Below are 12,909 nucleotides of genomic sequence, written 5' to 3'. Positions count from 1 at the left end.
GCACCCCCAGACCCGCCGCTTCGCGTCAGGCCCCCCAAGGGGCTCAAGAGAACTTGGGAACGGCCCGGCGTTTTCCTGAGACCCGCGCCAGCTTCGCCGAAGACCGCCCGCAAACGCTGGGCGAGGAAATTGCCAACGCCATCAGCCACGGGCTGGGCTTTCTGCTGGCCGTGGCCTCGCTGCCCATCCTCGTGATGCAGGCGCTGAAGCAGGGCGGCACGCTGAGCGTCATCGCAGCCTGTGTCTTCGCCATCACGATGATGGTGCTGTACATGGTCTCCACCATCTACCACGCGCTGCCGCTGGGCCGCGCCAAGGTCTGGATGAACCGGCTGGACCACGCGGCCATCTACCTGTTCATCGCCGGCAGCTACACGCCGTTTGCGCTGGGCGTGCTGCGCGGCGGCTGGGGCTGGACGCTGTTCGGCCTGGTCTGGGGCGCGGCGCTGGTCGGCATCGTCGTCAAGCTGCTGAACCGGCTGCAGCACCCGTGGCTGTCCACCGGGCTTTACATCGCGATGGGCTGGATGGCGCTGATCGCCGTGGTGCCCATGGTCGAGCGCATGGCGCCGGCCGGCCTGGGCTGGCTGGTGGCCGGCGGCCTGAGCTACACGCTGGGCGCGCTGGTCTTCATGCTGGACAACAAGGTGCGCTACGCCCACTTCGTCTGGCACCTGTTCGTGCTGGGCGGCAGCACGTGCCACTTCTTCGCCGCGCTCTGGCATTCGCACGGCCCGGCCATCGTCGCGCCGCTGGCTTAAACCGCTGCGCGCTTGCCGCGCAGTTTCTTCCTGGCCCGCGCCAGGTGTGCCGGCGTCGCCATGCTGGCGCTGGCATCTTCCGCAGCCACCGCGCGCTGCAGCCAATGCGCTGCCGCCGGCCAGTCCCCGCACTCGGCCAGTGCCAGGCCAAACGCCTCGGCCACCGCGCCGCAGCTGCCCCAGCGCGAGCCAAAACGTTCCGACAGTTCGCCGAGCTGCACCCTGGCCTGAACCGCCGGCAAGCCGTTGTGCCGCACGCCCAGCAGCAGGTTCTCCAGTTGCAGCGCCAGTGCAGGCGCCGAGACAATGCCCTCGAAGCGCTGCTGCACCGCCGGCGCAGATTGCGCGTCGCCCACCGCCGTGCGCCAGCGCCAGTCCGGATCGCCATAACACTGGTAGGCCGCCCAGGTGTTGCTCTGCGGGTGCTGCGCCCAGGCCGCCTCCCGCGCTTCGCCCACCGCATCAATGAAGCGGCTGCCGCGCAGCAGGCTGGCATAAAAGGTCTCGGCAAACAGCGCGGCCGGCGCGTCGTCCACCGCCCAGCCGGCCGCCACCACGCAGCGCACGCCCATGCCGACCAGCGAGCCGGCCAACCCTGCCGCCCAGGCGGGCCAGTCCAGCGCTGTACTGGCGAGTAATGCGCCATCCGGCTGCTGTGCCAGGTGGCAGCAGTTCAGGAATGCCAGTTCCGGCACCCTGCGCATGGCGGCAAGCTCGCGCGGGCCGAGCACATTCCCGTCCGACAACACCACGCCGCCATCGGCGCCGGGCTCGCCATGGCCGGCCACGTGCAGCAGCCGGTAGTCGCGCGCCAGCAGCGTCGTGATCACCTCGTGCGCCGACGGGCCAGGGCCGTTGCCTTCGGGCACGCAGGCCAGGACCTGCGCGGCCGCCGGTTGCAACGCCTTCAGCACCGCGCGAGCCTCGGCGCGTGCGCCCGGCAGTGCGCCGTAGCGGTGGGTGTCCACCTGCGGCTCGCCGATCACCAGCACCGCATCATCAGCCCGCGCGTCGTGCGGCATCGCCGGCACGGCGGGGCGGCCGGTCGCCAGCGCCAGCCGGCGCAACAGCCGCGTGCGCAGCGCCCACGGCCTGTGGCGGGTTCCGCCGTCTTCGGCGGAGGCGTCCAGCAGCTCCCACGGAATGCCGGCGGTGCCAGGGTCGAGCTGGATCACCAGTTCGTTGGCCGCCGGCCCGCTGTCGCTGCCGCCCAGGTAGGCCTCGATTTCGGCCGGGATCAGCAGCTTGAACAGCGCGCGGCCGAGCGCTGGATCGTGCCTCGCCTGGGTCGAAGCCGCCTGCACCAGCGAGCGCAGCAGCCGCGGCTGGGTGCGCAGTGCGCGCACCTCGTAGCGGGCGCGGTGCGTGTCCAGCGTGTAGGCGATGGCGCTGCCACTTGGCAAGTCTTCCTTGTCGACGCCCGGTTCGTCACCGTTGTCCGGCACCGTCAGCGCCGAGAAGCAGTCGTAACCCGTGCCGCGGTAGCCTGGCTCTGCCGGCCGTCGCATGCCGCCGGTGCCGCTCAGCACTTCGGACAGCAGCGCCAATTCGCCCGGCCGGCTGCCGCAGAGGATGGACAGCCCCTGCCATGCCTCGGTCGCCCGGTCCAGGTACAGCTCCACCAGCTGCAGCTGCGCCACACCCGCCCAGCCGCTCTGGCGCAAGCGCTGCCCGGCCTCGCGCACGCCCATCACGATGGCTTGCGCCGCGCTGCCAGCCGTCATGCCCACGCCGCCGCTGCCCAGCAGCGTGGCGGCCAGCGTCAGGCCCTCTGCCCCGCCAGCGTCATGCTGCTGCACAAAGGCGATCACGGCCTGCTGCACGGTGTGCGCCAGCTCGGGCAGGCGCAGCTGGCCTTCTTCGCCCAGCCCGGCCACGATCACCAGCGGCAGCAGCGCCGTGTCGCCGCCGGCTGCGTGGAACAGCTGCTGCGTGCCCGGCGCCTCGGGGTACAGCCCGGCCGAGAGCGACCGCTGCATCGCGCCACCGACCAGCCGGTCCACTGCCGCCTCGGTGCCCGTCAGCCGGCTGGCCGCGTAGTGGCCGATCAGCAGCGCATGCGGCACGTAGCGCAGGTGGCCGTGCAGCACGCTGACCTGCAGCGCCGCCGCGGTGTCGTCGGCCTTCGGTTCAGGATGCCCATCCGCCACGGCGGCTTCTGCCATTGCCGCACGTGCCTTCGGCTCCGTCTGCTGCGCATCGGCCAGCGGCAGGAAGCCGCCGTCCCCGTCGTCGGCGCGGGTCAGCCCGGCCAGCATCCAGCGGACCGATTCCGATTGATTGAAGTAGCTGAAATGGTGGACCGCCGGCCCTTGCGCGAAGCGGAAACGCGCGCCGCCCGCCGGCCGCGCCAGCCCGCCGGCCATCGAGCCGGTGTTGATCACCAGGTCGTTGTCGGCGCCGTAGAACCAGTCCACCGCGAGCAGCTTGAGCTTGCCCCAGCGGCCCTCGGGCGCCAGGTCGCCGGTGATGGCGCTCAGGTCAGCGGTAGTCTGCAGCCCGGGCAGGCGCAGCAGCCGGGTGAGCGCCGAGCCGGGCATCATCGCTTCCAGCCCCGGCAGCGTGCGCGGGTCGGTGCGTTCCTTGACGACCTTCAACAGGAAGTCGGTCGCGTCGCCCAGCCAGCCGTCTCCCGCCAGCATGCCCAGCACCGACAGCCAGCGGTCCAGCCGGCCCGAGGCCAGCGTGGTGCCGCGGGCCGGGCAGGCCACGCGCACGAAGCGCGCAATGGTCGGGCGCCTGGCGTCCAGCACCTGCAGCAGCTCGGCCAGGTTGGCCTGGTCCTGCGGCATGCCGTCGAACAGCCCGGCCCGCCGGATCGCCGCCGTGCCGCCCGGCCCGCGCTGTGCCAGGCACAGCAGCTCGCCCACCAGCCCGCCGCGCGAGTGCGACGCCAGGTGCAGCGTGGCGCCCACCGGCAGCGCCCTGGCCAGCGCCAGCGCGTTGGCCACCGGGCTTTCGGTCAGGCTGCGGTGCTCGAAGGCGAAGACGTGTTCGCCGTAGCTTTGATGCAGCCTGGCCCGCGCTGCCTGCGCCTGCGCATCGTCGCGCCACAGGTCGCCAAAGCTGCCGGCCAGGCTGGACATCGTGCCATGCAGGAAGACCAGCAGCGGCGCATCGGCGGGCAGGTCACCCGCCGCCATTGACTGCAGCACCGGCGGCCCATCGTCCAGCGACACGCGGTACAGCCCTGGCGCCCGGTCACCCAGCTGCCGCGCTTCCAGCCGCGCGCCCAGCGCTGCCGCAGTGTGGCCGCTGACATCCACACCGAACAGTTCCAGCGCCTGCAGTGCGACACCCACAGCGCCGCGCTTGGTGCCCACGCCGAGCTGTTTGGGAACCAACTGCTGCGGCACCGCCCGGCTGCCCGCTGCCTTGCCCCGCGTGGCCGGCGGCTGCGCATGCTCGTGCAGGAAATCGTCCACCCGCGACCACAGCACCAGCCCGTCTTCCAGCGTCAGCCGCAGCACCTCGTCCGGCGCCGCATCGGCCATCACCTCCACCCCACCGCCGCGTCGCCCGGCGCCACCGTCCAGCTCGATGCGCCTGGCGCTTTGCACCGTCACCTGCCGCACAGGCAGCGCGCGGGCCGGCGCGGCATGGCCAGGCAGCTGCAGCTTCAGCGTGGGCGGATGGGGCGAGGCGGAAGGCGAGCGGCGGATGGGCATTGGCGATGAGCGGTCTGCAGGTGGCACAACAGGCGACACGGCGCGCTTGCGAAGCCGGGGCCGGCCCGGTTACGCTGCGCGGGTTTCACCCAGCACACGGAGTATCAGCGCATGCAAAGCCGCCTTGGCGCGAACGTCCCCTGGCGGTGGGCCGCCGCGGGCCTGCTCGTCCTCTTCACATCGCTTGCCAGCGCGGCACCGGTGAAGGTCTTCAACCTGGTGATGATGCAGTCCGAGGACGAACTGCAGGGCCGCATGCCCGGCGACGAGGCCTTGTCCGCCTACGCCGGCGCGGTGCAGGCGGCGATCCGCAATTTGGCGGCGGCCAACGATGCGCTGCCTTCGGTCGGCGGCTTCATCGTCGTCGCGGTGCGCCCCGGCAAACGTTCCAACGCCTGGCTGGACTTCGACCCGGCGCTGCCGGCCGCAGTCGCCACCGCGCTGGTCGCCGACATCCGCAAGGTGCCGCCGCTCGAAGTCCAGGGCGGTCCGCTGGTCTTCGCCATCAAGCTCGGCTTTGCCGACGGCATCCCGCCCCAGCGCATGGCGCCGTCACCACCGGAGTGGAAAACCGCCGCGGCGAAAGCCGGCAGGCCGATGGACACCACCGAGTTGGTCGAGCGGGCCTGGCGGGACTGACGCAAGGCCCAGTGGCGCACACAAAAAAGCGGCCCGAAGGCCGCTGCAAAGGACAGACAGTGAGTGAAGCGCTTGCTCAGCGCACCTTGCCGGCCTTCCATGCGTTGAGCAGCGTGTCGTAGGCAATGGTTTCGCCCTTGGGCTTTTCGTTGGCCAGCTTGGCCCAGGGCGCGCCCTTGTCGGACAGCCACTTGGCCGCGTCTTCCTTCTTGTTGAGCTTGGGAGCGCAATGGGCCATGCCGGCGCGTTCCAGGCGGGCCATCACGTCGTCCATCTCCTTGGCCAGGTTGTCCATCGCGCCTTGCGGGGTCTTCTCGCCGGTGACCGCCTGGGCCACGTTCTTCCACCACAGCTGGGCCAGCTTCGGGTAGTCGGGCACGTTGGTGCCGGTGGGCGTCCAGGCGACGCGCGCGGGGCTGCGGTAGAACTCGATCAGGCCGCCGTACTTGGCCGCGTTCTTGGTGAAGTAGTCCGAGCGGATGTCCGAGTCGCGGATGAAGGTCAGGCCGGTGATGGACTTCTTCAGCGAGGTGGTCTTGGCGGTGATGAATTGCGCATACAGCCAGGCGGCGGCGGTGCGGTTCGGGTCACCGTCCTTGAAGAAAGTCCAGCTGCCCACGTCCTGGTAGCCGTTCTGCATGCCCTGCTTCCAGTACGGGCCGTTCGGGCCGGGGGCCATGCGCCACTTCGGCGAGCCGTCGTCGTTGACGACCGGCAGGCCCTTCTTGGTCATGTCCGCGGTGAAGGCGGTGTACCAGAAGATCTGCTGCGCGATCTGGCCCTGCGCCGGCACCGGACCGGACTCGCCGAAGGTCATGCCCATGGCTTCCTTGGGCGCGTACTTCTTCATCCAGTCGATGTACTTGGTCAGCGCGTAGACGGCGGCCGGCGAGTTGGTCGCGCCACCGCGTTCGACCGAGGCGCCAACTGGCGTGCACTTGTCGGCCGCGACGCGGATGCCCCATTCGTCCACCGGCATGCCATTCGGAATGCCGATGTCGGCGGTGCCGGCCATCGACAGCCAGGCGTCGGTGAAGCGCCAGCCGAGCGACGGGTCCTTCTTGCCGTAGTCCATGTGGCCGTAGATCGGCTTGCCGTCGATGGTCTTCACGTCTTCGCTGAAGAAGGCGGCGATGTCTTCGTAGGCCGACCAGTTCAGCGGCACGCCCAGGTCGTAGCCGTACTTGGCCTTGAACTTGGTCTTCAGGTCTTCGCGCGCAAACAGGTCGGCACGGAACCAGTACAGGTTGGCGAACTGCTGGTCGGGCAGCTGGTAGAGCTTGCCGTCCGGTGCGGTGGTGAAGCTGGTGCCGATGAAGTCCTTCAGGTCCAGCCCGGGGTTGGTGAACTCCTTGCCGGCGCCGGCCATGTAGTCCGACAGCGCCATGATCTTGCCGTAGCGGTAGTGCGTGCCGATCAGGTCGCTGTCCGAGATCCAGCCGTCGTAGATGGACTTGCCGGACTGCATCGAGGTCTGCAGCTTCTCGACGACGTCACCCTCCTGGATGATGTCGTGCTTGACCTTGATGCCGGTGATTTCCTCGAAGGCCTTGGCCAGGGTCTTGGACTCGTACTCGTGCGTGGTCAGCGTCTCCGAGACCACCGAGACTTCCTTGACGCCCTTGGCCTTCAGCTTCGCGGCCGCCTCGATGAACCACTTCATCTCGGCCAGCTGCTGGTCCTTGTTCAGCGTGGAAGGCTGGAACTCGCCATCGATCCACTTCTTCGCCTCGGCCTCGCCGGCCCAGGCCGCGTGGCTGCCCAGGGCAGCCAGGGCGGCCAGCGCCAGGGTCGAAATGCGCAACTTGCTCATCATCATTTGTCTCCTCTTGTAGAACGGGTCACTCAACTACACACGAAACGAAAACACGGGGCCGTCGTGCCAGCCCTCAGCCGCGCCGCATGATCAGCGCCAGCGCGCCCATCGACACCACGAAGCTGATCCACACACTGGGCTCGCTGTCGAGCTTCAGCAGCTCTGCCAGCCAGCCGGCGCTGCCCACGAACGCCAAGTTGATGTAGGCCGCCGTCAGCAGCCCGATGAACAGCCGGTCGCCCCGCGTGGTCGCGATCGGCAGGAAGCCCTTGCGCATCACGGTGGGTGACTTGATCTCCCACAGCGTCATGCCGACCAGCATCAGCACGATGCAGCTGAAAAACACGGCCACCGGGGTGGTCCAGACCATCCAGTCAAGCATGGGATGCCTCGTCAAGGAAAGGAAGCGGCATGGGGCCCTTCGACAGGCTCAGGGAGAACGGCGGCGAGGGTTGTGCCCATCCGTTCGGGCTGAGCTTGTCGAAGCCCTGCGTGGCAGCGCGCAAGCCCTTCGACAGGCTCAGGGCGAACGGTGTGTGTGCGCTGAGCATCTTGTTCATACCCGGCCCATGGCGAAGCCCTTGGCGATGTAGTGACGGACGAACCAGATCACGATTGCGCCAGGGACGATCGTGAGAACACCCGCGGCCGCCAGCGTCGCCCAGTCCATGCCGCTCGCGCTCACGGTGCGCGTCATCGTCGCGACGATGGGCTTGGCGTTGACGCTGGTCAGCGTGCGCGCCAGCAGCAGTTCCACCCACGAGAACATGAAGCAGAAGAAGGCAGCCACGCCCACGCCCGCCTTGATCAGCGGCAGGAAGATGGTCAGGAAAAAGCGCGGGAAGCTGTAGCCGTCGATGTACGCGGTCTCGTCGATTTCGCGCGGAATGCCCGACATGAAACCTTCGAGGATCCACACCGCCAGCGGCACATTGAACAGCAGGTGCGCCAGCGCCACGGCCAGGTGCGTGTCCATCAGCCCCACGGTGGTGTAGAGCTGGAAAAACGGCAGCAGGAACACCGCGGGCGGCGTCATGCGGTTGGTCAGCAGCCAGAAGAACACATGCTTGTCGCCCAGGAAGCTGTAGCGGCTGAAGGCATAGGCCGCGGGCAGTGCCACGGTCAGCGAGATCACCGTGTTCATCGCCACGTAGATCATGCTGTTCACATAGCCCGAGTACCAGCTCTCGTCGGTCAGGATGAGCTTGTAGTTGTCCCAGGTGAAGTGCTGCGGCCACAGGCTGAAGCTGGCCAGGATTTCCTGGTTGGTCTTGAAGCTCATGTTGACCATCCAGTAGATGGGCAGCAGCGCAAAGACCAGGTAGGCGATCAGCAGCAGCGTGCGCTTTTGAAAACGACTTTCATTCATGGCCGGTCTCCTCTTGCGCCTGGCCGACTCGCTGCATCCAGTTGTAGAGCACGAAGCAGAACAGCAGGATGATCAGGAAATAGATCAGCGAAAACGCCGCCGCCGGGCCCAGGTCGAACTGGCCGACTGCCTTCTGGGTCAGGTACTGGCTGAGGAAGGTGGTGGCATTGCCGGGGCCGCCACCGGTGAGCACAAAAGGCTCGGTGTAGATCATGAAACTGTCCATGAAACGCAGCAGCACCGCGATCATCAAGACGCCGCGCATCTTCGGCAGCTGGATGTAGCGGAACACCGCCAGCTTGCTCGCGCCGTCGATGCGCGCGGCCTGGTAATACGCATCCGGGATGCTGCGCAGGCCGGCAAAGGCCAGCAGCGCCACCAGCGGCGTCCAGTGCCACACGTCCATCAGCAGCACCGTGAGCCAGGCGTGCGTGGCGTCGCCGGTGTAGTTGTAGTCGATGCCCAGCTGCGCCAGGCCGTAGCCCATCAGCCCGATGTCGGCCCGGCCGAAGATTTGCCAGATGGTGCCGACGACATTCCACGGGATCAGCAGCGACAGCGCGACGATGACCAGCGTGGCCGAGGACTTCCAGCCCTGAGCCGGCATCGCCAGCGCCAGGCCAATGCCCAGCGGCAGCTCTACCGCCAGCACCGCAAGCGAAAATCGCAGCTGGTTCCACAGCGCAGCGTGCAGGTCTTCGTCGCGCATCACCGAGGCAAACCATTCGGTGCCGACGAACACGCGCCGCTCGGGCGAGATGATGTCCTGCACCGAGTAGTTCACCACCGTCATCAGCGGCAGGATGGCCGAGAAGGCCACGCAGATGAAGACCGGCAGGATCAGGAACCAGGCTTTCTGGTTCACCGGTTTTGCGGTCGCGCTCATGCCACCAACTCCTCGTTTTGATAGAAGCAGGTGTGCGCGCCCAGCACCTGCAAACCGACCTGCTGGCCGGCTTCGGGCCGTTCGGCGTCCGGCGACAAGCGCACCTTCAGCACCTGCCCCGCCTGCTCGCAGCTGACCAGCACGTAGGTGCCGATGTCCTGCACCTGCTTGACCTTCGCCGGCAGCGTGCCCGGCGCACCGGCCACGTCCAGCAGCAGGTACTCGGGGCGGATGCCCAGTTTCAGCGCGCCGCTGGGCAAGGGCCGCGGCGCTGCCAGCGACTGGCCGGCAATCTGCAGCTGGGTGCCCTCCGACTGCGCCGGCAGGAAGTTCATGCCTGGCGAGCCGATGAAGTGGCCGACGAAGGTGTGCGCCGGCCGCTCGAACAAGGCCTCGGGTGTGCCCAGTTGCACCACCATGCCGCGCGACATCACGACCACCTGGTCCGCAAAGGTCAGCGCCTCGACCTGGTCGTGCGTGACGTAGATGAGCGTGAGCTTGAGCTCATGGTGGATCTGCTTCAACTTGCGCCGCAGCTGCCATTTCAGGTGCGGGTCGATCACGGTCAGCGGCTCGTCGAACAGCACCGCCGACACGTCCGGCCGCACCAGGCCACGGCCGAGCGAAATCTTCTGCTTCTGGTCTGCCGACAGGCCTGCAGCGCGCTGGTTCAGCTGGTGGCTCATCTCCAGCATCTCGGCGATCTGGCCGACACGCTGCTGGATTTGCGCCGCCGGCACCTTGCGGTTCTTCAGCGGGAAGGCCAGGTTCTCGGCCACGGTCATCGTGTCGTAGATGACCGGGAACTGGAACACCTGGGCGATGTTGCGCTGCTGCGGCGTGGCGCGTGTCATGTCCTGGCCGTCGAACTTCACCGTGCCCTGCGAAGGCACCAGCAGGCCGGACATGATGTTGAGCATCGTCGTCTTGCCGCAGCCCGAAGGGCCCAGCAGCGCATAGGCGCCGCCGTCGTCAAACGTCATCTTCAGCGGCAGCAGCGCGTAGTCGCTGTCCTGCTTGGGGTTGGGCCGGTAGGCGTGCGCCAGGTCGAGTTCGATCTTGGCCATGTCAGGTCCCCCGGGCCGCAGGGGCCTGCAGCAGTGCGCCGTTCGCGTCGAACCAGTACAGCTGAGTGGGCGCCAGGTGCAGCGTGATCGTGGCACCCAGCTCGAAGTCGTGCACGCCGGTGAGTTGCGCCACCAGCTCGCCAACGGCGGTGTGCACGTGCACGAAGGTGTCCGAGCCGGACAGCTCGGCGAGTTCGACACGGCCTGGCAGCGCCAGGTCGCCAGGGCGGGCCGCCACCCGCACCGCACTGGCACGCAGGCCCAGCGTGAAGCTGCTCGAAGCGCCTTGCGGCAAGCTCAGCGGCCACACCTCCTTGCCGCCCACGCGCACGCCACCTTCGGCCGGCACCGCGGCCAGCAGGTTCATCGGCGGGTCGGAAAACGCCTTTGCCACGCGCAGCGAAGCCGGGCGGTGGAAGACTTCGGCGGTGGGGCCGTACTGCAGCAGCTCGCCGGCATCCATCACCGCGGTGTAGCCACCCAGCAGCAGCGCTTCGGCCGGCTCGGTGGTGGCGTAGACGACAGTGGAATCGCCCGCGGCGAACAGCTGCGTCAGCTCTTCGCGCAGCTCTTCGCGCAGCTTGTAGTCCAGGTTCACCAGCGGTTCGTCCAGCAGCATCAGCGGGGCGTTCTTGGCCAGCGCGCGGGCCAGTGCCACACGCTGCTGCTGGCCGCCGGAAAGCGCAGCGGGCAGGCGGTCCAGGAAGACCTCGATGTGCAGCTTGGCGGCCAGCTCGCGCACCCGCCGGTCGATCTCGGCCTTGGGCTTGCCGCTCAGCTTCAGCGGCGAGGCGATGTTGTCGTACACCGTCATCGACGGGTAGTTGATGAACTGCTGGTAGACCATGGCCACGTCGCGCTCGCGCACCGGTTGGCCGGTCACGTCCGCACCGTCCACCCGCACGCGGCCGGCGGTGGGCTTGTCCAGCCCGGCCATCAAGCGCATCAGCGTGGTCTTGCCGGCTTGCGTCGCGCCCAGCAGCACGGTGACCGCGCCGGGCTTGGGCGCGATGCTCATCTCGTAAAGCCAGGTCTGCGGGCCGACGCGCTGGCTGATCTTGTCCAGCGTCAGCTGCATGTGGCCCCCGCGGCGCTGGGTTGGGGTTGTTCGTTCATGTACTTCGTCATCCAGTCCAGCACGCGTTGGCGTGCGTCATCGGTCAGGTGCAGGCCCAGCTTGCTGCGGCGCCACAACACGTCGTCGGCGCTGCGGGCCCATTCGTGTTCGGCCAGGTAGCGCAGCTCGGCTTCGTGAAGGCCGGGAGCGACCTCTTCGCCCAGGCCCGCAAGCGACTCGGCGCCGCCCAGCACCAGGCCGATGCGGCTGCCGTAGGCGCGCGCCAGCCGGCGCGTCAGCTCGCGTGGCAGCCACGGGTGGCGCTGGCCAATGGTCTGCACCAGGCGCTCGAAATCGGTGTCCGGCCGCTGCGGCGGGCCGATCCATTCGCGCAGGTCGCCACCGGGCAGGAAAGCGCCCTCGGTCCAAGGCTTGCGGCGCTCGCCCAGCATCTCGCCGACCTGGTCCGCGGCTTCTTCCGCGAGCTTGCGAAAGGTCGTGATCTTGCCGCCCCAGACAGAAAGCAGCGGCGCCGCGCCGGTCTGCGTTTCCAGCAGGTAGTCGCGTGTGACGGCGGATGGATCGCCGGCCGCATCGTCCAGCAGCGGCCGCACGCCGGAGTAGGTCCACACGACCTCTTCGGGCCGCACCGGCCGCGTGAAGTAGCGGCTGGCCTGCTCGCACAGGTAGGCGATCTCGTCAGGGGCGATCTTGGCGCCGCGCGGGTCGCCATGCAGTTCCTGGTCGGTGGTGCCGATCAGCGTGAAATCTCGCTCGTAGGGGATGGCGAAGATGATGCGCTTGTCGGGGTTCTGGAAGATGTAGGCATGGTCGTGCTCGAAGCAGCGTGGCACGACGATGTGGCTGCCCTTGACCAGCCGCAGGTGCTTGGTGGCCAGCGCTTCGCCGGCCGCAGGCGTGGCGGTGTCGCGCAGGAAGCGCTCGGCCCAGGGGCCGGCGGCGTTGACCAGTGCTCGGGCCTGCACTTGGCGCTCTTGAAAACCCCCGCTGCCGTCCGGCCCGCGCAGCGTGGCAAGCCAGCCATTGGCGCTGCGCTGGGCTGCGATGACGCGGGTGCGGGTGAGGACCTCGGCGCCGCGGGCCTGCGCGTCCAGTGCGTTGAGCACCACCAGGCGCGCATCGTCCACCCAGCCGTCGGAGTAGATGAAGCCGCGCGTGAAGCCGGGCTGCAGCGGTGCGCCGGCCGGGTGCTGGCGCAGGTCCACGCCGCGCGAGCCGGGCAGCACCTCGCGCTTGGCCAGGTGGTCGTAGAGGAACAGGCCCAGGCGGATCATCCACACCGGGCGCAGGAAGTTGGCCTTGGGGTCGTGCGGCATCACGAAGCGCAGCGGCCACATGATGTGCGGCGCGCTTTTCAGCAGCACCTCGCGCTCCTGCAGCGCCTTCCTCACCAGCGCGAACTCGCGGTATTCGAGGTAGCGCAGCCCGCCGTGGATCAGCTTGGTCGAGGCCGAGGAGGTGTGCGCGGCCAGGTCATCCTGCTCGGCCAGCAGCACCTTCCAGCCGCGGCCGGCCAGGTCGCGTGCAATGCCGCAGCCATTGATGCCGCCGCCAACGACCAGCACGTCGCAGTTCTGCGACGTGCTGGCGCTGTGGCCTGGCGATGCGGGCGAGGCAATGGGCAA

Annotated in this window: 11 protein-coding genes; 2 read left to right on the top strand and 9 right to left on the bottom strand. The window is 68.4% G+C overall.

Annotation, left to right across the window (positions count from 1 at the left end; genetic code table 11):
• Positions 1-53 precede the first annotated feature (53 nt).
• Positions 54-761, top strand: coding sequence for a hemolysin III family protein (locus tag ACAH41_RS26470; RefSeq protein WP_370538668.1), 708 nt, complete (start codon positions 54-56; stop codon positions 759-761).
• Here ACAH41_RS26470 and ACAH41_RS26465 read toward each other — a convergent pair.
• Positions 758-4,429: a CHAT domain-containing protein gene (locus ACAH41_RS26465; RefSeq protein WP_325649557.1), complete on the bottom strand. Its 3,672-nt coding sequence runs from the start codon at positions 4,427-4,429 to the stop codon at positions 758-760. The two genes, ACAH41_RS26470 and ACAH41_RS26465, sit on opposite strands and share 4 nt — an antisense overlap.
• Positions 4,430-4,540: 111 nt before the next feature.
• Here ACAH41_RS26465 and ACAH41_RS26460 point away from each other — a divergent pair, with 111 nt between their 5' ends.
• Positions 4,541-5,068: a hypothetical protein gene (locus ACAH41_RS26460; RefSeq protein WP_325649559.1), complete on the top strand. Its 528-nt coding sequence runs from the start codon at positions 4,541-4,543 to the stop codon at positions 5,066-5,068.
• A 76-nt stretch (positions 5,069-5,144) separates the two neighbouring features.
• Here ACAH41_RS26460 and ACAH41_RS26455 read toward each other — a convergent pair whose 3' ends face one another.
• The 8 genes from ACAH41_RS26455 to glpD form a co-directional block, all read right to left on the bottom strand.
• Complete coding sequence (locus tag ACAH41_RS26455; protein ID WP_325649656.1) at positions 5,145-6,881, bottom strand: ABC transporter substrate-binding protein; 1,737 nt, start codon at positions 6,879-6,881, stop codon at positions 5,145-5,147.
• Between the two features lie 76 nt (positions 6,882-6,957).
• A complete protein-coding gene (locus ACAH41_RS26450; RefSeq protein ID WP_325649561.1) occupies positions 6,958-7,266 on the bottom strand; it encodes a DUF2160 domain-containing protein in 309 nt (102 codons plus the stop codon).
• On the bottom strand, positions 7,259-7,444 hold the full coding sequence (locus ACAH41_RS26445; RefSeq protein ID WP_325649563.1) for a hypothetical protein: 186 nt from the start codon (positions 7,442-7,444) through the stop codon (positions 7,259-7,261). Before ACAH41_RS26445 ends, ACAH41_RS26450 begins: the two co-directional genes overlap by 8 nt.
• Complete coding sequence (locus tag ACAH41_RS26440; RefSeq protein ID WP_325649565.1) at positions 7,441-8,253, bottom strand: carbohydrate ABC transporter permease; 813 nt, start codon at positions 8,251-8,253, stop codon at positions 7,441-7,443. The genes ACAH41_RS26445 and ACAH41_RS26440 overlap by 4 nt, the downstream gene beginning before the upstream one ends.
• Complete coding sequence (locus ACAH41_RS26435; RefSeq protein WP_325649567.1) at positions 8,246-9,139, bottom strand: sugar ABC transporter permease; 894 nt, start codon at positions 9,137-9,139, stop codon at positions 8,246-8,248. The genes ACAH41_RS26440 and ACAH41_RS26435 overlap by 8 nt, the downstream gene beginning before the upstream one ends.
• Complete coding sequence (locus tag ACAH41_RS26430) at positions 9,136-10,206, bottom strand: ABC transporter ATP-binding protein (RefSeq protein WP_325649568.1); 1,071 nt, start codon at positions 10,204-10,206, stop codon at positions 9,136-9,138. Before ACAH41_RS26430 ends, ACAH41_RS26435 begins: the two co-directional genes overlap by 4 nt.
• A gap of 1 nt (position 10,207) precedes the next feature.
• The gene (locus tag ACAH41_RS26425) at positions 10,208-11,284 is read right to left on the bottom strand and encodes an ABC transporter ATP-binding protein (protein WP_325649570.1); all 1,077 of its coding nucleotides are present in this window, start codon (positions 11,282-11,284) and stop codon (positions 10,208-10,210) included.
• On the bottom strand, positions 11,275-12,903 hold the full coding sequence (glpD, locus tag ACAH41_RS26420) for a glycerol-3-phosphate dehydrogenase (protein WP_370538679.1): 1,629 nt from the start codon (positions 12,901-12,903) through the stop codon (positions 11,275-11,277). Before glpD ends, ACAH41_RS26425 begins: the two co-directional genes overlap by 10 nt.
• Positions 12,904-12,909: the final 6 nt, after the last annotated feature.

The organism is Ideonella sp. (genome assembly GCF_041287625.1).
Taxonomy (GTDB): Bacteria; Pseudomonadota; Gammaproteobacteria; order Burkholderiales; family Burkholderiaceae_C; genus Ideonella.
This window is presented reverse-complemented; position numbering and strand designations above follow the sequence as displayed.

Excerpts from the sequence above, each read along its gene's own strand:
- ACAH41_RS26465 (WP_325649557.1), bottom strand. The coding sequence starts at position 4,429 with ATGCCCATCCGCCGCTCGCCTTCCGCCTCGCCCCATCCGCCCACGCTG.
- ACAH41_RS26460 (WP_325649559.1), top strand. The coding sequence starts at position 4,541 with ATGCAAAGCCGCCTTGGCGCGAACGTCCCCTGGCGGTGGGCCGCCGCG.
- ACAH41_RS26455 (WP_325649656.1), bottom strand. The coding sequence starts at position 6,881 with ATGAGCAAGTTGCGCATTTCGACCCTGGCGCTGGCCGCCCTGGCTGCC.
- ACAH41_RS26450 (WP_325649561.1), bottom strand. The coding sequence starts at position 7,266 with ATGCTTGACTGGATGGTCTGGACCACCCCGGTGGCCGTGTTTTTCAGC.
- ACAH41_RS26445 (WP_325649563.1), bottom strand. The coding sequence starts at position 7,444 with ATGAACAAGATGCTCAGCGCACACACACCGTTCGCCCTGAGCCTGTCG.
- ACAH41_RS26440 (WP_325649565.1), bottom strand. The coding sequence starts at position 8,253 with ATGAATGAAAGTCGTTTTCAAAAGCGCACGCTGCTGCTGATCGCCTAC.
- ACAH41_RS26435 (WP_325649567.1), bottom strand. The coding sequence starts at position 9,139 with ATGAGCGCGACCGCAAAACCGGTGAACCAGAAAGCCTGGTTCCTGATC.
- ACAH41_RS26430 (WP_325649568.1), bottom strand. The coding sequence starts at position 10,206 with ATGGCCAAGATCGAACTCGACCTGGCGCACGCCTACCGGCCCAACCCC.
- ACAH41_RS26425 (WP_325649570.1), bottom strand. The coding sequence starts at position 11,284 with ATGCAGCTGACGCTGGACAAGATCAGCCAGCGCGTCGGCCCGCAGACC.